The 20,667-nt window shown below is 73.1% G+C and carries 15 protein-coding genes; 8 read left to right on the forward strand and 7 right to left on the reverse strand.

The window, feature by feature from the left end; all coding sequences use genetic code 11:
* Nucleotides 1-2: 2 nt before the first annotated feature.
* The 6 genes from ACFYUZ_RS02445 to pulA all read left to right on the forward strand — a co-directional run bounded on the left by ACFYUZ_RS02445 (nt 3) and on the right by pulA (nt 11,910).
* A complete protein-coding gene (locus ACFYUZ_RS02445) occupies nt 3-1,016 on the forward strand; it encodes a carbohydrate ABC transporter permease (protein ID WP_389305568.1) in 1,014 nt (337 codons plus the stop codon).
* Nucleotides 1,010-1,882, forward strand: coding sequence for a sugar ABC transporter permease (locus ACFYUZ_RS02450; RefSeq protein WP_389306256.1), 873 nt, complete (start codon nt 1,010-1,012; stop codon nt 1,880-1,882). The genes ACFYUZ_RS02445 and ACFYUZ_RS02450 overlap by 7 nt, the downstream gene beginning before the upstream one ends.
* 48 nt (nt 1,883-1,930) lie before the next feature.
* The gene (locus tag ACFYUZ_RS02455) at nt 1,931-3,604 is read left to right on the forward strand and encodes a glycoside hydrolase family 13 protein (RefSeq protein ID WP_389305570.1); all 1,674 of its coding nucleotides are present in this window, start codon (nt 1,931-1,933) and stop codon (nt 3,602-3,604) included.
* Complete coding sequence (locus ACFYUZ_RS02460) at nt 3,592-4,671, forward strand: LacI family DNA-binding transcriptional regulator (protein ID WP_389305572.1); 1,080 nt, start codon at nt 3,592-3,594, stop codon at nt 4,669-4,671. The genes ACFYUZ_RS02455 and ACFYUZ_RS02460 overlap by 13 nt, the downstream gene beginning before the upstream one ends.
* Before the next feature lie 122 nt (nt 4,672-4,793).
* A complete protein-coding gene (locus ACFYUZ_RS02465; RefSeq protein ID WP_389305574.1) occupies nt 4,794-6,479 on the forward strand; it encodes a carbohydrate-binding module family 20 domain-containing protein in 1,686 nt (561 codons plus the stop codon).
* 67 nt (nt 6,480-6,546) lie between these two features.
* Nucleotides 6,547-11,910, forward strand: a complete 5,364-nt coding sequence (gene pulA, locus ACFYUZ_RS02470) for a pullulanase-type alpha-1,6-glucosidase (RefSeq protein WP_389305575.1) — start codon at nt 6,547-6,549, stop codon at nt 11,908-11,910.
* A gap of 71 nt (nt 11,911-11,981) precedes the next feature.
* On the opposite strand, the gene ACFYUZ_RS02475 is transcribed toward pulA, so the two are convergent.
* Nucleotides 11,982-12,494 carry a GNAT family N-acetyltransferase gene (locus ACFYUZ_RS02475; protein ID WP_389305577.1) on the reverse strand — a complete coding sequence of 171 codons (513 nt, stop codon included), beginning with the start codon at nt 12,492-12,494 and terminating at the stop codon, nt 11,982-11,984.
* A 53-nt stretch (nt 12,495-12,547) separates the two neighbouring features.
* Between ACFYUZ_RS02475 and ACFYUZ_RS02480 the strand changes: the two genes are divergently transcribed.
* A complete protein-coding gene (locus ACFYUZ_RS02480; protein ID WP_389305578.1) occupies nt 12,548-12,880 on the forward strand; it encodes a 5-carboxymethyl-2-hydroxymuconate Delta-isomerase in 333 nt (110 codons plus the stop codon).
* On the opposite strand, the gene ACFYUZ_RS02485 is transcribed toward ACFYUZ_RS02480, so the two are convergent.
* Nucleotides 12,865-13,578, reverse strand: coding sequence for a TetR/AcrR family transcriptional regulator (locus ACFYUZ_RS02485; RefSeq protein WP_389305580.1), 714 nt, complete (start codon nt 13,576-13,578; stop codon nt 12,865-12,867). The genes ACFYUZ_RS02480 and ACFYUZ_RS02485 overlap by 16 nt on opposite strands.
* 37 nt (nt 13,579-13,615) lie before the next feature.
* Here ACFYUZ_RS02485 and ACFYUZ_RS02490 point away from each other — a divergent pair, with 37 nt between their 5' ends.
* The gene (locus ACFYUZ_RS02490) at nt 13,616-14,080 is read left to right on the forward strand and encodes a hypothetical protein (protein ID WP_389305582.1); all 465 of its coding nucleotides are present in this window, start codon (nt 13,616-13,618) and stop codon (nt 14,078-14,080) included.
* Nucleotides 14,081-14,086: 6 nt separating this feature from the next.
* Here ACFYUZ_RS02490 and ACFYUZ_RS02495 read toward each other — a convergent pair whose 3' ends face one another.
* The 5 genes from ACFYUZ_RS02495 to ACFYUZ_RS02515 form a co-directional block, all read right to left on the reverse strand.
* Nucleotides 14,087-15,139, reverse strand: coding sequence for a PDR/VanB family oxidoreductase (locus ACFYUZ_RS02495; RefSeq protein ID WP_389305584.1), 1,053 nt, complete (start codon nt 15,137-15,139; stop codon nt 14,087-14,089).
* Entirely contained in the window at nt 15,139-16,023 is an 885-nt protein-coding gene (locus ACFYUZ_RS02500) for a metal-dependent hydrolase (RefSeq protein ID WP_389305585.1), read from the reverse strand. Before ACFYUZ_RS02500 ends, ACFYUZ_RS02495 begins: the two co-directional genes overlap by 1 nt.
* A gap of 72 nt (nt 16,024-16,095) precedes the next feature.
* Complete coding sequence (locus ACFYUZ_RS02505; RefSeq protein ID WP_389305587.1) at nt 16,096-18,225, reverse strand: hypothetical protein; 2,130 nt, start codon at nt 18,223-18,225, stop codon at nt 16,096-16,098.
* Nucleotides 18,226-18,280: 55 nt separating this feature from the next.
* Nucleotides 18,281-19,081 carry a tyrosine-protein phosphatase gene (locus tag ACFYUZ_RS02510; protein WP_389305589.1) on the reverse strand — a complete coding sequence of 267 codons (801 nt, stop codon included), beginning with the start codon at nt 19,079-19,081 and terminating at the stop codon, nt 18,281-18,283.
* 538 nt (nt 19,082-19,619) lie between these two features.
* Complete coding sequence (locus ACFYUZ_RS02515; RefSeq protein WP_389305590.1) at nt 19,620-20,618, reverse strand: NAD-dependent epimerase/dehydratase family protein; 999 nt, start codon at nt 20,616-20,618, stop codon at nt 19,620-19,622.
* Nucleotides 20,619-20,667 lie beyond the last annotated feature (49 nt).

A 20,667-nucleotide genomic window follows, 5' to 3' on the forward strand; every position in this document is an offset into this window, starting at 1 on the left:
TGATGGCCGTGGACACCACCGGCCAGTCGGTGGCGAAGGCCGCGGGCGACGACGTCGCCCGCGGCCGGAGCCGCGGAACTGGCAGTCACCGGGGCGTGGCGAAGCGCTCCCTCTCCACCCACTGGTACGCCTGGGCGATGGTCGCTCCGGTGACGATCGTGATCGCCGTGATCATCGGCTACCCGCTGGTCCGCGGCGTCTACCTGTCGCTGACCGACGCCAACGAGCGGAACGTCGCGCGGTCGATCGGTGTCAACCAGATCCCGGCCAGCTACGAGTTCGTCGGTCTGGACAACTACACCGACGCGATCACCGGCGGCCAGTTCCTCGGGACGCTCGGCTGGACGATCGTCTGGACCGTGTCCTGCGTGGCGCTGACCTTCGCCCTCGGCCTCGGCCTCGCCAACATCCTGAACCGCAGGATCGCCGGCCGCTCCGCCTACCGGCTGATGCTGATCCTGCCCTGGGCCGTGCCCGGATTCGTCTCCGTCTTCGCCTGGCGCTTCCTCTACAACCAGGACAACGGCCTGCTCAACAAGGTCCTCGCGGGCGGCGGCATCGACGCCGTCCCGTGGCTCAACGACCCGACCTGGGCCAAGCTCTCGGTCATCGCCACCAACGTCTGGCTCGGCGTCCCGTTCATGATGGTCGCCCTCCTCGGCGGACTCCAGTCCATCCCCGGCGAGCTGTACGAGGCCGCCGAGATGGACGGCGCGAGCGCCTGGCAGCGCTTCCGGCACATCACCATGCCGGGGCTCCGGTCCGTCAGCACCACCGTGATCCTGCTGAGCACCATCTGGACCTTCAACATGTTCCCGGTGATCTTCCTGCTCACCCGGGGCGGGCCCGGCGAGGCCACCCAGATCCTCGTCACCCAGGCCTACAAGTTCTCCTTCGAGGTCAGCCCGCGCGACTTCGCCCAGTCGTCCACGTGGGGCGTGCTCATCCTGGTCCTCCTGATGGTCTTCGCCGCGTTCTACCAGCGCGTCCTCCGCAAGCAGGGAGAAGTCTGGTGACCACCACGACCCCCGCCCCCCAGCCCCTGAACGCCCCGGTCCGGGGCCGCCGCTCCCCGATCGCCTCGGTCGGTCTGCACCTCACGCTGATCACGGCCTCCGTGATCGCCGTCTTCCCGGTGCTGTGGGTCCTGCTGACCTCGCTGAAGCCGGCGAGGTTCGCGACCACCACGGACTTCTTCAAAGAGACGACGTTCGAGAACTACACGAACCTGCTGAACGACACCCCGTTCCTCACCTGGTTCGGCAACTCGCTGCTCGTCGCCGGTCTCACCACCGTCCTCGGCGTCTTCGTCTCCGCCACCACGGGCTACGCCGTCAGCCGCTTCCGGTTCCCCGGCAAGCGCGGCCTGATGTGGACGCTGCTCATCACCCAGATGTTCCCGGTCGCCGTCCTGATCGTGCCGATCTACAACATCATGGCGACGATGGGCCTGCTCAACCAGCCGGTCGGCCTGGTCATCACGTACCTGACCATCGCCGTCCCGTTCTGCGCGTGGATGATGAAGGGCTTCTTCGACACCATCCCGCGCGAGATCGACGAGTCCGGCTACGTCGACGGCCTCACCCCGTTCGGCACCTTCTGGCGGCTCATCCTGCCGCTCGCCAAGCCGGGCATCGCGGTCACCGCCTTCTACTCCTTCATCACCGCCTGGGGCGAGGTCGCCTACGCCTCCGCCTTCATGGTCGGCGACGAGAACCTCACGCTCGCCGGCGGACTCCAGAAGTTCGTCAACCAGTACGGCGCCCAGTGGGGCCCGATGTCCGCGGCCTCCGTGCTCATCGCCGTCCCCGCCGCCCTGGTGTTCCTCTTCGCCCAGCGGCACCTGGTCACCGGCATGTCCGCCGGCGCCGTCAAGGGCTGACGGTTGAACGCCCCACCTGTACGCCCCTCCTTACCTCCCAGGGAAGACATGACCCAGCATCTCGCCACCCCGGCCGACGTCCCCACCACCGGCACGCACACGGGCTGGTGGAGAGACGCCGTGATCTACCAGGTCTACCCGCGCAGCTTCGCCGACGGAAACGGTGACGGCATGGGTGACCTGGAGGGCGTCCGCAGCCGGCTGCCGTACCTCAAGGAGCTCGGCGTCGACGCCGTCTGGCTCTCCCCGTTCTACGCCTCGCCGCAGGCCGACGCCGGCTACGACGTCGCCGACTACCGGGCCATCGACCCCATGTTCGGCTCGCTCCTCGACGCCGACGCCCTGATCCGCGAGGCCCACGAACTGGGCCTGCGCATCATCGTCGACCTGGTCCCCAACCACTCCTCCGACCAGCACGAGTGGTTCCAGCGCGCCCTGCGCGAGGGCCCCGGCTCGGTGCTCCGCGAGCGCTACCACTTCCGCCCCGGCAAGGGCGTCAGCGGCGAACTCCCTCCCAACGACTGGGAGTCCATCTTCGGCGGCCCCGCCTGGACCCGTACGGAGAACCCGGACGGCACCCCCGGCGACTGGTACCTCCACCTCTTCGCCCCGGAGCAGCCCGACTTCAACTGGGAGCACCCCGCCGTCCGCGACGAGTTCCGCTCCATCCTGCGCTTCTGGCTCGACATGGGCGTCGACGGCTTCCGCGTCGACGTCGCCCACGGCCTGGTCAAGGCCGCCGGGCTGCCCGACATCGGCGCCCACGACCAGCTGAAGCTGCTCGGCAACGACGTCATGCCCTTCTTCGACCAGGACGGCGTCCACCAGATCTACCGCTCCTGGCGGCAGATCCTCGCCGAGTACGACGGCGAGCGCATCCTCGTCGCCGAGGCCTGGACCCCGACCGTCGCCCGCACCGCGAACTACGTGCGCCCCGACGAGATGCACCAGGCCTTCAACTTCCAGTACCTGGGCACCCACTGGGACGCCGCCGAGCTCCGCACCGTGATCGACGCCTCGCTCGACGCGATGCGCCCGGTCGGCGCCCCCACCACCTGGGTGCTGTCCAACCACGACGTCACCCGGCACGCCACCCGCTTCGCCAACCCGGCGGGCCTCGGCACCCAGCTCCGCGAGGCCGGCGACCGCGAGCTCGGCCTGCGCCGCGCCCGCGCCGCGACCCTGCTCATGCTGGCCCTGCCCGGCTCCGCCTACGTCTACCAGGGCGAGGAGCTCGGCCTGCCGGACGTCACCGACCTGCCCGACGAGGTCCGGCAGGACCCGTCGTTCTGGCGGGCCAGCGGCCAGGACGGCTTCCGCGACGGCTGCCGGGTGCCGATCCCGTGGACCGTCGAGGGCTCCTCGTACGGCTTCGGCGACGGCGGCTCCTGGCTGCCGCAGCCCGCGACCTGGAGCGCCCTGAGCGTCGAGGCGCAGACCGGCGACCCCGGCTCCACCCTGGAGCTGTACCGCAGCGCGCTCGCCGTCCGGCGCGAGCGCCCCGAACTCGGTGCGGGCGACTCCGTCGAATGGCTGGAGGCACCCGAGGGTGTGCTCTCCTTCCGCCGCGACGGATTCGTCTGCACCGCCAACACCACCGGCCGGGCCATCACCGTCCCGCTGCCCGGCCGGTATCTCCTCTCCAGCGGGGAGGTGGACGGCTCCGCCGTGGAGGGGACGGTGGAGCTGCCCGCCGACACCACCGTCTGGTGGGCGGCGTGACGATCCCCCTGCCGCGGGGCGCCGGGAACGGCGCCCCGCGGCTCGCGGACATCGCCGCGCAGTCCGGGGTCAGCGAGGCCACCGTCAGCCGCGTCCTCAACGGCAAGGCGGGGGTGGCCGGCGCGACCCGGCACAAGGTGCTGGCGGCGCTCGACGTGCTCGGCTACGAGCGTCCCGTACGGCTCAAACGCCGCAGCGCGGGCCTCGTCGGGCTCGTGGTGCCCGAGCTGACCAACCCGATCTTCCCGGCCTTCGCGCAGGTCGTGGAACAGGTCCTCGCCGGGCACGGCTACACCCCGGTCCTCTGCACCCAGATGCCCGGCGGCGCCACCGAGGACGAGCTCGTCGACCAGCTCGTGGAGCGCGGGGTGGCCGGCATCGTCTTCCTCTCCGGCCTGCACGCGGACGCCACCGCCGACCCCGCGCGCTACGCCCGGCTGACCGAGCGCGGCGTCCCGTACGTCCTCATCAACGGCTACAACGAGCACATCGACGCCAACTTCGTCTCCCCGGACGACCGGGCCGCGGCCAGGATGGCCGTCCGGCACCTGGTCGAGCTGGGCCACGAGCGGATCGGCCTCGCCATCGGCCCCACCCGGTACGTGCCCTCGCGCCGCAAGGCCGAGGGCTTCACCGCCGAGCTGTACGAACTCCTCGGCGTCGACCGGGCCGAGGCCGAACGGTTCATCAGGCCCACGCTCTTCGGCGTCGAGGGCGGGCACGCGGCCGCCGACATCCTGCTCCGCGAGGGCTGCACGGGCATCGTCTGCGGCTCCGACCTGATGGCGCTCGGCGTGATCCGCGCCGTCCGCGCCCGCGGCCTCGACGTGCCCGGGGACGTCTCCGTCGTCGGCTTCGACGACTCGCCGCTCATCGCCTTCACCAGTCCGCCGCTCTCCACCGTGCGCCAGCCCGTGCAGGCCATGGCGACGGCGGCCGTCGGCGCGCTCCTGGAGGAGATCGAGGGGAACCCGGTGCAGCGCACGGAGTTCGTCTTCCAGCCGGAGCTGGTGGTGCGCGGTTCCACGGCGCAGCCGCCCGGCCGGCTTCCGCACGTCCTTCCGTAACAAGTCACGTCGAGGTGTCCGGAGGGTTGACCGGGCGCCGGGGCACTCATACGGTCACGGCTGAAAACAGTTGCTGACATTTTCGGCAACTTCTTGCGACAGTGAAGTCAGCAGGAGGAGACATGGCCAGAAAGACCGTGGCAGCTGCACTCGCCCTCGTGGCGGGAGCCGCTGTGGCCGTCACGGGCAACGCCCCGGCGCAGGCCGCCCCACCCGGCGAGAAGGACGTCACCGCGGTGATGTTCGAATGGAACTTCGCCTCGGTCGCCCGCGAGTGCACCCAGCGCCTCGGCCCGGCCGGATACGGATACGTCCAGGTGTCCCCGCCCCAGGAGCACCTCCAGGGCGGCCAGTGGTGGACCTCGTACCAGCCGGTCAGCTACAAGATCGCCGGACGTCTCGGCGACCGCACCGCCTTCAAGAACATGGTCGACACCTGCCACGCGGCGGGCGTGAAGGTCGTCGCCGACTCCGTCATCAACCACATGGCGAACGGGTCGGGCACGGGAACGGGCGGGACCCCGTTCTCCAAGTACGACTACCCCGGCCTCTACTCGGGCGCGGACATGGACGACTGCCGGGCCGCGATCTCCGACTACCAGGACCGGGCGAACGTCCAGAACTGCGAGCTGGTCCAGCTCCCCGACCTCGACACGGGCGAGGACTACGTCCGCGGGAAGATAGCCGGCTACCTCAACGACCTGCTGTCGCTCGGCGTCGACGGCTTCCGCGTCGACGCCGCCAAGCACATGCCGGCGGCCGACCTCGCCAACATCAAGTCACGGCTGACGAATCCTTCCGCCTACTGGAAGCAGGAGGCCATCCACGGCGCCGGCGAGGCCGTCCAGCCGAGCGAGTACCTCGGCAACGGCGACGTCCAGGAGTTCCGCTACGCCCGCGACCTCAAGCGGGTCCTGCAGAACGAGAAGCTCGCCTACCTCAAGAACTTCGGCGAGGCCTGGGGCTACATGCCCTCCGGCCAGTCCGGCGTCTTCGTCGACAACCACGACACCGAGCGCGGCGGCGACACCCTCAACTACAAGGACGGCGCGAACTACACCCTCGCCTCCGTCTTCATGCTCGCCTGGCCCTACGGCTCCCCGGACGTCCACTCCGGCTACGAGTGGACCGACAAGGACGCGGGCCCGCCCAACAACGGCCAGGTGAACGCCTGCTACAGCGACGGCTGGAAGTGCCAGCACGCCTGGCGCGAGATCTCCTCCATGGTGGCCTTCCGCAACACCGCCCGCGGGCAGGCCGTCACCAACTGGTGGGACAACGGCGGCAACGCGATCGCGTTCGGCCGCGGCTCCAAGGCGTACGTGGCGATCAACCACGAGTCCTCCGCCCTGACCAGGACCTTCCAGACCTCCCTGCCCGCCGGCACCTACTGCGACGTGCAGTCGAACACCGCCGTCACGGTGAACCCGTCCGGCCAGTTCACGGCCACCCTCGCCGCGAACACCGCCCTCGCCCTGCACACCGGGGCCATGAGCTGCGGCACCCAGCCGGCCACCGCCGGCGCCTCCTTCAACGTGAACGCCACCACGGTCACCGGCCAGAACATCTACGTCACCGGCAACCGCGCCGAACTCGGCAACTGGGCCCCCGCCTCCGCCCTCAAGCTCGACCCGGCCGCTTACCCCGTCTGGAAGCTGACGGTGTCCCTGCCCGCCGGAACGGCCTTCGAGTACAAGTACATCCGCAAGGACGCGGCCGGGAACGTCACCTGGGAGTCCGGCGCCAACCGCACCGCGACCGTCCCCGCCTCGGGCCAGATCGTCCTGAACGACACCTTCCGCAACTGAGCCTCCCCCTCGCAAGGGCCGTCCCGCCGGGGCGGCCCTCTCTTCCCGTACCTCCAGGGAGCACCCCGTGACACGCAAGAGAACGGCGGTCGCGCTGGCCGCCGCGCTGTGCGCCGCCCTCGTGCCCGCCGTCCCCGCGACGGCCGCGCCCCGGCCCCCCGCCCCGCCCTCCGACCGGGCCCTCGCCGCGCAGCCGGCCCGCCATGACCTCACCCGCGAGCAGTTCTACTTCGTCCTGCCCGACCGCTTCGCGAACGGCGACGCCTCCAACGACAGGGGCGGCCTCACCGGCAGCCGCCTGGAGACCGGCTTCGACCCCACCGACAAGGGCTTCTACCAGGGCGGCGACCTCAAGGGCCTGACCGAACGGCTCGACTACATCAAGGGCCTCGGCACCACCGCCATCTGGATGGCGCCGATCTTCAAGAACCGGCCCGTCCAGGGCACCGGCAAGGACGCGTCCGCCGGCTACCACGGCTACTGGATCACCGACTTCACCCAGGTCGACCCGCACTTCGGGACCAACGAGGACCTGAAGAGGCTGATCGCCGCCGCCCACGCCAAGGGCATGAAGGTCTTCTTCGACGTCATCACCAACCACACCGCCGACGTCGTGGACTACGAGGAGAAGTCCTACGGCTACCTCTCCGAGGGCGCCTTCCCCTACCTGACCAAGGACGGCGTGCCCTTCGACGACGCCGACTACGCCGACGGCACCCGCCCCTTCCCCGACGTCGACCGCGACTCCTTCCCGCGCACCCCCGTCGTCGCCCCGGACCGGAAGGACGCCAAGGCCCCCGCCTGGCTCAACGACCCGACGATGTACCACAACCGGGGCGACTCCACCTTCGCCGGCGAGTCCTCCACGAACGGCGACTTCGTCGGCCTGGACGACCTGTGGACCGAGCGTCCCGAGGTCGTCCGGGGCATGGAGAAGATCTACCAGCGCTGGGTGCGCGACTTCGACATCGACGGCTTCCGCATCGACACCGTCAAGCACGTCAACACCGAGTTCTGGACCCAGTGGGCCACCGCCCTCGACGAGTACGCCGCCCAGCGGGGCCGCGAGGACTTCTTCATGTTCGGCGAGGTCTACTCCGCCGACCCGGCGATCACCGCTCCGTACGTGACCGAGGGACGCCTCGACGCCACCCTCGACTTCCCCTTCCAGGACGCCGCCCGCACCTTCGCCTCCCAGAGCGGCCCGGCGGACAAGCTGGCGAACCTCTTCGCGCAGGACTACCGCTACACCACCGACAAGGCCAACGCCTACGAGTCGGTCCCCTTCCTCGGCAACCACGACATGGGCCGCTTCGGCACCTTCCTCAAGCAGGACAACCCCAAGGCCGACGAGGCCGAACTCCTCCAGCGCTACCGCCTCGCCAACGAGCTCATGTTCCTCAGCCGCGGCAACCCCGTCGTCTACTACGGCGACGAGCAGGGCTTCACCGGCCCCGGCGGGGACAAGGACGCCCGCCAGCCCCTCTTCGCCTCGAAGAGCGCCGACTACCTCGACGACGACCAGCTCGGCACCGACCGCACCCACGCGAGCGACGCGTACGACACCACCCACCCGCTCTACCGCCAGATCGCCGCACTGTCCGCGCTCACCCGGCAGAACCCGGCGCTGCGCGACGGCATCCAGCAGGAGCGCCGGTCCCAGGGCTCCGTCTACGCCTTCTCCCGCACCGACGCCCGGCAGCGCGTCGAGTACCTCGTCGCCGCCAACAGCGCGACCACCCCGCAGACCGTCACCGTGCCCGCCGACTCGGCCGCCTTCCAGGTCCTGTACGGCGGCAAGGGAGCCGTCACCGCGCAGGACGGCAAGGTCACCCTGACCGTCCCGGCCCTGTCCTCCCTCGTCCTCAAGGCCGACGCCCCGCTCCCCGCCCCGGCCACCGCGCCCGGCCTCGCCCTCAGGGCCCCGGCCGCCGGCGCCACCGGCACCGTCGAGCTCGGCGCCGACGTCACCGGCGGCGGCCTGAACCGCGTGGTCTTCGCCGCCCAGGCCGGCGACGGACCGTGGCAGGTGCTCGGCTCCGCCGACCACGCCCCCTACAAGGTCACCCAGAAGATCACCGCCCCCGCCGGAACCCCCCTGCGCTACAAGGCCGTCGTCGTCGACGCCGCGGGCCGCACCGCGAGCGCGACCGCCGCGACCACCAGCGGCGCGCCGGCCGTCGAGCAGCCCCCGACCGCCACCCAGCGCGACTACGCGATCGTCCACTACAAGCGCGCGGACGGCGACTACGCCGACTGGGGCCTCTACACCTGGGGCGACATCGCCGACGGCGAGGGCACCGGCTGGCCCGCCGGCAAGCCCTTCACCGGCCGCGACGCCTACGGCGCCTTCGCCTACGTCAGGCTCAAGCCCGGCGCCTCCTCGGTCGGCTTCATCGCCGTGAACAAGGACGGCGTGAAGGACACCGACGCCGACCGCAGCATCGACCTCTCGAAGACCGGCGAGGTCTGGATCGAGCAGGGCCGCCCCGAGGTCCGCACCGCCGCCCCCGACGGCGCCTACCCGCCCCAGGACACCACCAAGGCCGTCCTGCACTACAAGCGCGCCGACGGCGACCACACCGGCTGGGGCCTGCACACCTGGACCGGGTCCGCGAACCCCACCGACTGGAGCAGGCCGCTGCAGCCCGTCCGCACCGACGCGTACGGAGCCGTGTTCGAGGTCCCGCTCGCGGCCGGGGCGACCTCGCTCAGCTACATCCTGCACAAGGGCGACGAGAAGGACCTGCCCACCGACCAGTCCCTCGACCTCAAGGCGAACGGCCACGAGGTGTGGCTGCTCGGCGGGCAGGACAAGTACCTGCTGCCGCAGCCCAAGGGCAGCGGCGCGGCCCTCGACCTCGGCAAGGCCCAGGCCGTCTGGATCGACGCGAACACCCTCGCCTGGAACGGCAGCGACGCCGCCGCCTCCAGCGTGCTCCTCGCCTCCCGCGAGGGGGACATCACGGTGCGGGACGGTGCCCTCACCGGCGACCGCACGGTGCTCCGCCTGAACCGGACACAGCTCACCGACGCCCAGAAGGCGGCCTTCCCGCACCTGAAGGCCTACGGCGCCTACACCGTCGACCCGCGTGACCGCGACCGCGTGCGCCCGGCCCTCCGAGGCCAGCTCGTCGCCGCCCAGTACGCGGCGAACGGCGCCGTCCTCACCGCCACCGGCGTCCAGACCGCCGGCGTCCTCGACGACCTCTACGCGGCGAGGGCCACGCAGGCCGACCTCGGCCCGGTCTTCCGGAACGGCCGCCCCACCCTCTCCCTCTGGGCCCCCACCGCCCGGTCCGTCGCCCTCGAACTCGACGGGAGGACCGTGCCCATGCGGCGCGACGACGCCTCCGGCGTCTGGTCCGTCACCGGCCCCCGGAGCTGGGCGGGCAAGCCCTACCGGTACGTCGTGAAGGTCTGGGCCCCGAGCGTCCGGAAGGTCGTCGAGAACCGGGTCACCGACCCCTACTCCACCGCCCTCACCACCGACTCCGCCCGCAGCCTCGTCGTCGACCTCGCCGACCCGAAGCTCGCCCCCGCCGGCTGGAAGACCCTGAGGAAGCCCGCCGCCGTGCCGCTGCGGGACGCCCAGATCCAGGAACTCCACATCCGGGACTTCTCGGTCGCCGACCCCACGGCGAAGGCCGGCCACCAGGGCACCTACCTCGCCTTCACCGACAAGGACAGCAAGGGATCGCGGCACCTCCGCGACCTCGCCGCCTCCGGCACCTCCTACGTCCACCTGCTCCCGGCCTTCGACATCGGCACCATCCCCGAGGAGAAGTCCGCGCAGACCACCCCCGCCTGCGACCTGAAGGTCTACGCCCCCGACTCCGAGGAGCAGCAGGCCTGCGTCACCGCCGCCGCGGCGAAGGACGCCTACAACTGGGGCTACGACCCCCTGCACTACACCGTCCCCGAGGGCTCCTACGCCACCGACCCCGAAGGCACCCGCCGCACGGTCGAGTTCCGGCAGATGGTCCAGGCCCTCAACGGCGACGGACTGCGCACCGTCATGGACGTCGTCTACAACCACACCGTCGCCGCCGGACAGTCCGACAAGTCCGTCCTCGACAAGATCGTGCCCGGCTACTACCAGCGCCTCCAGGCCGACGGCTCCGTCGCCACCTCCACCTGCTGCGCCAACACCGCGCCCGAGAACGCCATGATGGGCAAGCTCGTCGTCGACTCGGTCGTCACCTGGGCCAAGGAGTACAAGGTCGACGGCTTCCGCTTCGACCTCATGGGCCACCACCCCAAGGCCAACATCCTGGCCGTGCGCAAGGCCCTGGACGCGCTGACCGTCGAGAAGGACGGCGTCGACGGCAAGGCGATCGTCCTCTACGGCGAGGGCTGGAACTTCGGCGAGGTCGCCGACGACGCCCGCTTCGTCCAGGCCACCCAGAAGAACATGGCCGGCACCGGCATCGCGACCTTCTCCGACCGGGCCCGTGACGCCGTGCGCGGCGGCGGCCCCTTCGACGAGGACCCCGGCGTCCAGGGCTTCGCCTCCGGCCTCTACACCGACCCCAACACGTCGCCGGCCAACGGCACCCCCGAGCAGCAGAAGGCCCGCCTCCTGCACTACCAGGACCTCATCAAGGTCGGCCTCACCGGCAACCTCGCCTCGTACACCTTCACCGACACCTCAGGGCGCACGGTCAAGGGCTCCGAGGTCGACTACAACGGCGCCCCCGCCGGATACGCCGCCGCCCCCGGAGACGCCCTCGCCTACGCCGACGCCCACGACAACGAGTCCCTGTACGACGCGCTCGCCTTCAAGCTGCCGGCGGACACCTCCCCGGCCGACCGCGCCCGCATGCAGGTCCTCGCCATGGCGACGGCGACCCTCTCGCAGGGTCCGGCGCTCTCCCAGGCCGGCTCGGACCTGCTGCGCTCCAAGTCCCTGGACCGCAACTCCTTCGACAGCGGCGACTGGTTCAACGCCATCCACTGGGACTGCCGCGACGGCAACGGCTTCGGCCGCGGCCTGCCGCCGGCCGCCGACAACAGGGCCAAGTGGTCCCACGGCAAACCGCTGCTCGTGAACCCGGCCCTCACGGTCGGCTGCGCGCAGATCGACGGCGCCTCCGCCGCCCACCAGGACCTGCAGAAGATCCGTACCACCGAGCCGGTGTTCTCCCTGGCCACCGCGGACCGCGTCCAGCAGGCCCTGTCCTTCCCGCTCTCCGGCCGCGACGAGACCCCGGGCGTCATCACCATGCGCCTCGGCGACCTGGTGGTCGTCCTCAACGCGACCCCGGGCGGCGCCACCCAGGAGGTCGGCGACCTGGCCGGGAAGGGCTACGCCCTCCACCCGGTCCAGGCCGGCGGCTCCGACCCGGTGGTGAAGTCCGCCGCGTACGACCGGGCCACGGGCACCTTCACGGTCCCGGCCCGGACGGTCGCGGTCTTCAAGGCGAACTGACCGGGGGCCCTGGCGCGGCAGCCGTCACGCCAGGGCCCTCTCCGCGAGCCGCACCGGGCGCACGGGGCCCGTCACGCCAGGGCCTTCTCCATCAGCCGTACCGCGTACACACGGCCGTCCGTCCCGACCTTCTCCAGGCGCGGGGCGGCGTCCGCGTACCCGGCCCCCTCGTAGTACGTCCCCAGGACCGGGTTGCGCGCCTCGCAGTCCAGCCGGGCCAGCGTCCGGCCCGAGGCCGCGATCCGCCCCTCCGCGTGCGCTAGCAGCGCCCGCCCCGCACCCGCGGGCGCCGCCTCCCGGTCGGTCATCAGCCGGTGCACGTACCCGGCCACCGGCGGCTGCGGCCCCCAGACGTCCCGGTCCTCCCACCACAGCTCGTACGCCCCCACGGTCCGCCCCTCGTGCGCGGCGAGCCACACCTCGCCCTCGGCGATCCGCGCGCGGAAGTGTCCGGGGCCCCGGGTCCCCGGCTTCCACTGGTCGATCCCGCTGCGCACCATCCAGTGCGCCACCCCGTCGAACAACTCCACCAGAAGGTCGAGATCGCGTGCGTCCGCCTGCCGGAAGGTCACTTGTGTCGTCATGGTGGTCACCGTAAAGGTGTGGCCAGACATCCGTTCCCCCAGGAGTGACCCCCATGCCGCAGATCACCGTCGACTACTCCGCGCCGCTCGACCGGCGCGGCTTCGCGCGCGCCCTGCACCCGCTCGTCGTGGAGACGGTCGACGCCTCGCTCGACGCCTGCAAGACCCGGTTCCGCGAGGTCGAGGAGCTGGTCGTCGGCGACGGAGCGACCGACGACGTGATCGTGCACGTGGAGATCGCCCTGCTGCCGGGCCGTACGGAGGAGGCCAAGGCGCGGCTCGCGGAGGCCGTCCTCGACCTGCTGCCCGCCCACCTCAAGGCGACCGAGGGCGTCCGTCTCTCCGTCGAGATCCGCGACCTCGACGCCTCCTACCGCAAGCGCTGATCGGGTACGCGGGGCGCGAGCGCCGTGAGCCTGGCCACCAGGTCCCCGAAGGGGCCGTCGGCCGGCTCGTCGGCGAGGATCCGGACGAGGATCTCCGCCGTCTCCGCGTCGTACGCGGCGCTCACCGCGGCCAGCGCGGCGAAGTCGTGCACCAGCTGGAGCTCCAGCTCCGCGCGCGGCACCCGGCGGCCGTCCAGCCACAGCAGCGCCGTCGACTCGGCGAGCGACACCCAGGAGCGGACGACCAGTTCGAGCCGGGCGCCGGGCTCCTCGACCGCCAGATGGGCCAGGATCTGCTCGTACGCGGCCTGCCGGACCTCGTCGATCATCGCGTTCGTCGTGGACGAGCCGACCGCGGGCCCGCCGCGCATCAGCGCCGCGAAGCCCGGCCCGTGCTCGTCCACGAAGTCGAAGAAGCGGCCCATCACCCGCAGCAGCCGCGCCCCCAGCGGCCCGTGCGGCGGCTCCACGAAGCGGGCCGCCAGCTCGTCCGCCGCCCGCCGCAGCGCCGCCTCGTAGAGGCTCTGCTTGCCGGGGAAGTAGTGGTAGACCAGCGGCCGCGAGATGCCCGCGGCCGCGGCGATCTCGTCGATGGACACCTCGTCGGGAGAGCGGTGGCCGAAGAGTTCGAGGGCCACCCCGATCAGCTGTTGCTTGCGCTCCTCGACGCCCATCCTGCGGCGTACCCCGGTCGTCATACGAACAGCCTAACCGCGTCCGTTACGCTCCTGCCCCATGAGCGCTTCCGACCAGGACACCCCGACTGCCGAGGCCCCGGAGGCCGACGAGCCCAGGAAGGCCGAAGAGGCCCGGGAGAACCCGGAGCCCCCCGAAGTCCGAGAGGAGTCCGAGGAGTCCGAGGAGCCGGACGGGTCGGACGAGTCGGACGAGCCCGAGGAGTCGGACGAGCCCGCCGAGGCCGCCGGAGAAGCCGCGCACGGCGAGGGGCTCACCCCGAAGCAGGCACGGCGGCTGCGCGTCGCCGCCGCCTCCGTGCTCCTGGTCGCCCTGGCCGTGGTGCTCGTCATCCGGCTCGCGAGCCGCACGTCCGTCCTGGTCGTCGGCGTGTACGGCCTCGCCATGATCCTCTGCGGGATCGTGATCGAGCTCTCCCGCAACGGCCGCACCCGCCTCGGCACCTGGCTCCTGGCGGGCGGCCTCCTCACCGCGCTGGCCCTGGACTGGCTGGTCCTTCCGTAACCGCCGTCACAGGTCCAGGACGAGCCGCTTCCCCGCGCAGCGCGAGACGCAGATCAGCATCGAGCCGTCCCGCTCGTCGTCGGTGAGCAGCTCGTCCCGGTGGTCGATCTCGCCCTCCAGGACCCGCTGTCGGCAGGTGCCGCAGAAGCCCTGCCGGCAGGAGTACGCGAGGCCGGGCAGCTCGTCGCGGACCGCCGACAGGAGCGACTGGTCGGCCGCCACCGTCAACGTCCGCCCGGAGCGGCGCAGTTCGACCTCGAAGGCGGTGCCGCCGGTCGTCGCGGCGGCCGTGAAGCGCTCCAGGCGCGGCGCCCGGCCCTCCGGCATCGCCGCGCCCACCGCGTCCATCAGCCCGTCGGGCCCGCAGCAGTAGACGGCCGTCCCCTCGGGCAGGTGCGCGAGGAACTCCAGCTCGGGGAAGCCGGATTCGTCCTCGGCGACGACGGTCACGCGGTCGCCGCCCAGCGCCTCGATCTCCGTCAGGTACGGCATGGTGGCCCGGCTCCGCCCGCAGTACACGAGCCGCCAGTCCGCCCCGGCCGCCTCGGCGGCCCGGAGCATCGGCAGGACGGGGGTGATGCCGATGCCGCCGGCGACGAAGACGTACGCGGGGGAGTCGACCAGCGGGAAGCGGTTGCGGGGCCCCCGGATCTCGATCTCCACGCCCTCCTGGAGCCGCTCGTGCACCTCGCGCGAGCCGCCCTGCCCGTCCTCGATGAGACGGGTGGCGACGGTGTACGAGGTCGGGTCGGCCGGATCGCCGCAGAGCGAGTACTGCCGGACGAGCCCGGAGGGCAGGACGAGGTCGATGTGGGCGCCCGGCTGCCAGGCGGGCAGTCCGGCGCCCTCCAGGCGGAGTTCGACGACGCCGTCGGCGGGCGTGGTGCGCCCGGCGACGAGGACCTTGCGCGGGACGGTGCTGCCCCGGCCGTAGCCGGAGACGGGCACGTCGAGGGCGGGCATCGGCCAGAGCGGGGCGGTGCTCATCCGGCCGCGGACGGCACGGCGGACGAGCAGCGCGGCCCCGGCGACGAGGGCGACGGTGGTGAAGCGGGGCATCAGCGGCCTCCGTTGGCGCCGGGGGAGGAGGCCAGGTAGGCCATGGCCTGCGCGGTGTCGCCCTCCTGGGAGGGGTGGTAGGCGCGGCTGAGGTAGCGGGGTATGGAGCGCAGCATGGCCGGGGTGGAGGGCAGCACGCCCTGCCGGCCCTTGCGGACGAAGTCCGCGAAGGAGGCCTTCGGGTCGAGCAGGCTGGGGTCGTTCTCCATGAAGAAGCGGATGCCCCGCTGCCAGAGGAAGACCAGGGCGGAGAAGGCGAGCGCCCAGGTGCGGGCGCGGCGCCGGTAGCCGCCGTCGAGGTGCATGAAGAGCTCGAAGGCGACCGCGCGGTGCTCGACCTCCTCCGCCCCGTGCCAGCGCAGCAGGTCCAGCATGGTGGGGTCGGCGCCGACCCGGTCGAGCGCGTCGGCGTTGAGGACCCAGTCGCCGAGGAAGGCGGTGTAGTGCTCGATGGCGGCGATCAGCGCGACCCGCTCCATCAGCCACCAGCGGCGCGGCCGGCCGGGCGGCAGGGTGCGGTCGCCGAGGAGCTTCTCGAAGAACCAGTCGACCTGCGCGGTGTACGGGGTGGGGTCGAGGCCCAGCTTCCGCAGGTGGGGGAGGACGTCGTCGTGGGCCTGGGAGTGGATGGCCTCCTGGCCGATGAAGCCGATGACGTCCTCGCGCAGCCGGTCGTCGGTGACGTACGGCAGGGCCTGCTTGTAGACGTGGACGAACCAGCGTTCGCCGGCCGGCAGCAGCAGGTGCAGCACGTTGATCGTGTGCGTGGTGAAGGGGTCGCCCGGTACCCAGTGGAGCGGTGTCTCCTCCCAGTCGAAGGAGACCTTGCGGGCCTTGAGCTCGACGTGCTCCGACGCCACCGGTGCAGGCTGCGTATTAGACATGCTGTCAATGTACTGAGGGGTAGGGCCTGGCAACAGGCCCGTGCGCCGTCTTTTCGCTCCTGTTACCTCAGGTCACCGCAGGGCCGTCCTCCGCGTGCCGTCCCCCAGGGTGCCGTTCAGGTCGGCGCGCGCCCCAGCCGTCGCCCTCACCGCGAGCAGCGGGCCGTCGGAGCGGCCCTTCACGCCGCCCGAGGTCCGCAGGGACGTGAAGTCGTCGCTGCCCGCCGCCAGGACGAACCAGTCGCCGCCCGGCGCCTGCCACAGCACGCCCGCCAGGACCCGGGGATCGCGCACCCCGCAGGCCGGCGAACCCTCGGAGCGCGCCGCGAGCGCCGCCGGGGCCTCGGGCGACGGGACCAGGAACTGGGCGAGGACCCGGCTGCCCGTGCCCCGCCAGGTCTCCGCGCGCGTGCACACCCAGGTGGCCCGCCCGGCGCCCTCCGGCAGCGGCTGCCGGGCGAACCGCCAGGCGTTCACCGACCGCACCCCGTGCGCCCGCACCTCCGCCAGCCCGCACGCCGTCCGCGCCCACGCCTCCCGCGCCTCCGCCCCCGTCGCGTCCACGGGCGCGGCGGGCGGCCCCCACAGCAGCCGGGCCGGGGCCGACTCGCCCAGATCGGTGAGGAGCCGCGTCCCCGAACCGTCCCGCACCTGGAGGGCGTTCCACCGGGTGCAGGCGCCGGCCCGCGCGGGACCCGGCACGGGGTCGGTCACCCCGTCCGCGCCCCGCACCAGCGGCCGCGGCGCCTTCGCGGGCGCGAGGAGGTCCCGTACGGCCGTCTCCCGCACCCACGGGGCCGTCAGATAGCGGACGTCGCCCGCCGCGCGGGAGACGACGAGCGCGGCCGAACCGACCGAGTCGGCCGCGTCCGTCCGCGCGAAGTCCAGCGCGGCCCCCGCCGTCCCCTCGACCGGCTCCGCGTACCGCACGGCCCGCAGCCCGTCGTGGAAGAGCACCACCCGCATGGCGTCGACCCGCCCCGCGAACAGCAGTTGCGGCGGCCCCATGGGCGGCCCGACGGGCGTCCCGGGCGTCGCGGAGGAGCGTACGGAGCCGCCGGGCCGGGCCCACACGGCGAGCGCCCGCCGCAGCAGCGCGCTGTCGCGGGTCAGGCCGCCGCGCGCGGGCCACACCGAGAAGTCCTGCCGCGTCGACCCCGGCCAGACCGCCGGGTCCACCCGCTTGACCGCGCCGGGGTCGAGGGCGGCCTCGGCGGCGGGGTTGCGGGCGTACGAGGGCGCCGCAGCACCGTTTCTGCCCCAGCCGTCCCCGGGCAGCCCGAGCAGCGTCCCGCACACCACGAGCGCCACGACGGCGACGAACGCGGCCCGGGCGTGCTGCCGCCGCCGCATCAGATCGGTCGGCCGCGCCTGCAGGGCACACGGATCGAACTCGTCGGACTCCAGCAGGGCGGCGCCGCTGAGCCGCCGGGGGAGATCGGGGCCGGAGCCGCCCCCGAACCCGCCCCGGCCCGCTCCGCCCCCACCGGAACGGCCACCTGCCCTCCCGGGCCCGGCCTGCTCGCCCACCCGGTCGGAGCGGCCGCCCGGCGCGCCGGACCTCCGGGGGGCGGCCTGCGCGCCGACGCGGAACGCGTCGGGGGCGGGGTCCTCCGTCGCGTCCGCGTCCGTCGCGTCCGCGTCCAGCGCGTCCGCCTCCGCCAGGGCCGCCGCCGGGTCCTCGACGCCCGCCGCCGCCAGGACGCGCAGGACCTCGGGGTCGCCCTGGCGCTCCAGACCGCGGAGCACGTACGCCGCCCGGCCGGGACCGGAGAGCCGCGACAGCCGCTGGTCCAGGGCGAGCTCGTCGGCGCCGCCCACCCGGGGGAAGAGCCGGAGCCCCCACACCTGCGGCAGCAGCGGCGGGAACTGGGCCCGGCGCGGCAGCGCGAGGCGCCGGAGCGGCAGCCCGGCGATCAGCGCCTGCCGCAGCACCTCGCCCCGCACGTACGCGTAGCCCGGATCCACCGCGTCCTCGTCCCGCCGCGGACCGGGCACCGCCGGGCCCGGGACCCGGCGGCGGGGCAGCGACCGCTGGACGAGGGCGTGCGCGGTGAGCACCCGGCGGTTGCGGCCGAGCGCCGGCGGCAGGACGAGATAGGCGATGCGGACGAGCCGTGGATACCGCTCGACGAGCGCGGCCTCGGCCTGTTCGACGTCGACGGGGCCCACGGGCGAGGGAACGAGATCCTGGGTGCTCACGTTCAGCAGAACGAGCGATTCTTCCGATGGTCACCCCGGACCGTAGGGGGGAGGTTCAGGCAGCCGGGACCGTCAGGCGCTCGCGGATCAGCTCCGTCACCTCGTCCGGGACGCCGAGGCCCTCCCGTACGTACTTCTCCATCGTCCCGTGCCGGACCGCGACCTCGTCGAGCGCCGCGTCCAGGTACTCCGGCAGGACCCCGATCAGTTCGAGCGCGAGCTCGGGGTCGCCGCCCTGGGCCGTGAAGCCCTCGATCATGGGCGCGAACGCCAGCCGTACCGCCGGGTTGACCGCCAGGTACTCGGCCCGCACGGTCTCCTCGTCCGCCCCGAGGAGGGACAGGACGACCGTCGCCGCCCAGCCCGTACGGTCCTTGCCCGCCGAGCAGTGGAAGAGCAGCGGCCCCGCGTCCGGCGCGCCCAGCTCGTCGAGCAGGGTCCGGTAGGAGGCGCGGGCGGAGTCGCTCGAGACGAAGGTCCGGTAGGTCCGGGCGAAGGCCGCCCGGACCCGGCCGCCGCCGAGGTGCTCCTCGGCGAGCGCCGGATCGGCGAGCAGGGTCTTCAGGCGTGCGGCGGGCGGCAGTCCGCTGCCGGCCAGGTAGTCGGCGAGGACGTCCGCGACGAGCAGCCGGGCGCCGGACGGCAGCCGGTCCGGCCGGTCGCCGCGCTCGGTCGCCGTCCGGAAGTCGACGACGGTGCGGATGCCGAGTCCGGCGACGGCGGCTTCGGCCGGGTCGAGCCGGTCGAGCTGCGCGGAGCGGAGGGCGAGGCCGGACCGGACCGTCCGCCCGTCACCCAGCGGCAGGCCGCCGAGATCGCGGAGGTTGGCGACGGAGGTGGCGGGGATGGCGGGCATGGCGTCGACTCCTCCGATTCGTGCGCTTTCCTGTCGAACGGTAGTGGATCGCCCACATCCGAGCAGTCCAGCGGGCCCCGACACCCCCGTTGTGGGCAGTCGTTCCGCCGGGGCGGCGCCCACCCCTCGCGCCTCCCCGTTGTGGGCAGTCGTTCCGCCGGGGCGGTGCCCACCCCTCGCGCCCCTGTTGTGGGCAGGCGTTCCGCAAGGGGCGGAACGGGTGGGCACAACGGAACGGCGCCCCTTGCCGGCGCCAGAGGCTCCCGTGCCTGGACCCGCACCGGCAGGTACGGCGCACTCGTGGTGCGGGTCAGGGCACGGAACGGGGAGGCGCCGCGAAGGGCGCCGTCCCGTGTGCCCACCCTCCCCCAAGCTCTCGGCTTCGCTCGAGCAGGGGGGACCCCCTCGCCCAGCGGGACGATTGCCCACACGGGCGGGTGGCGGAAGAGCACCGCCCAGGCGGGCGCAGCCCACACGGCGGGTGGCGGAAGGGGCACCGCCCCGGCGGGCGCGGGCCCACAACGGGGGGCGCCGCCCCTCACCCCTTCGCCAGCGCCGCCAAGACCTCCGCCTCCCGCTCCGGCGAGAGCCCCGCGCCCCCGCGGTCCGGACGTCGCGGTGCGACGCCGCCGAGGGACTCCAGCCACGCCCAGGTGTCCGCGACGGTCTCCTCCACCGGGCGGCAGCGCAGCCCGGTCGCGAGCGCCCGGGAGACGTCGGCGGTGTGCATCGCGTCGTACGTCTCGCCCGGCGGCAGCCACACCGGCAGCTCGGTCCAGGGCGCCGCCCCGGCCGCGAGGAGCGCCTCCGGCTCCGTCCAGCGCAACTCGGCGTCGGAGCCGGTGGTCCGCACGCAGGCGTCGAGGAGCCCGCCCATGGTGGTGTGCCCGTGCGGCGAGACGAGGTTGTACGGCCCCGACAGCCCGGCGGCCACCGCGTCGAGCGTCCATGCGGCGAGGTCGCGGACGTCGATGTACTGGACCGGCATCGTCCGCGGGCCGGGCGCGAGGACGGAGCCGCCGCGCGCGATCCGGCCCAGCCACCAGGGGAGCCGGCCCACGTTCTCGTAGGGGCCGAGGATCAGGCCCGCCCGGACGAGCAGCGTCCGGTCGGGCCCGAAGGCGGCGGTGGCGGCGAGCTCGCCGCCCCGCTTGGACTCCGCGTAGGGCACGTCCCCGTCGTCCGGGGAGCCCGCCACCAGCGGGCCGTCCTCCCCGAGCCCGGCGGCGGGCGGCCAGGCGTACACGGAACGGCTCGACACGTACGCGTACCGCCCCACCCGGTCCGCGAGCAGCCGGGCCGCGTCCCGGACCGCCGAGGGCGCGGCCGACCAGGTGTCCACGACGGCGTCCCAGGAACCGGTGGTGAGCGCGGCGAGGCCGTCGGGGGCCGTGCGGTCCCCGATCAGCGACGCGGCCCCCGGTGGAGCCGCGTGGCGGCCCCGGTGGAAGACCGTCACCTCCCAGCCCCGTTCGAGCGCGTCCTCGACGATCGCGCGGCCGACGAACTCCGTACCTCCGAGCATCAGCAGTCTCATGGGCCGAGCCTGCCCGGCGGGCACGCTCGGGGCCAGGGAGTTCCGCTTC

The organism is Streptomyces sp. NPDC004266 (assembly GCF_042874095.1).
Classification (GTDB): Bacteria; Actinomycetota; Actinomycetes; order Streptomycetales; family Streptomycetaceae; genus Streptomyces.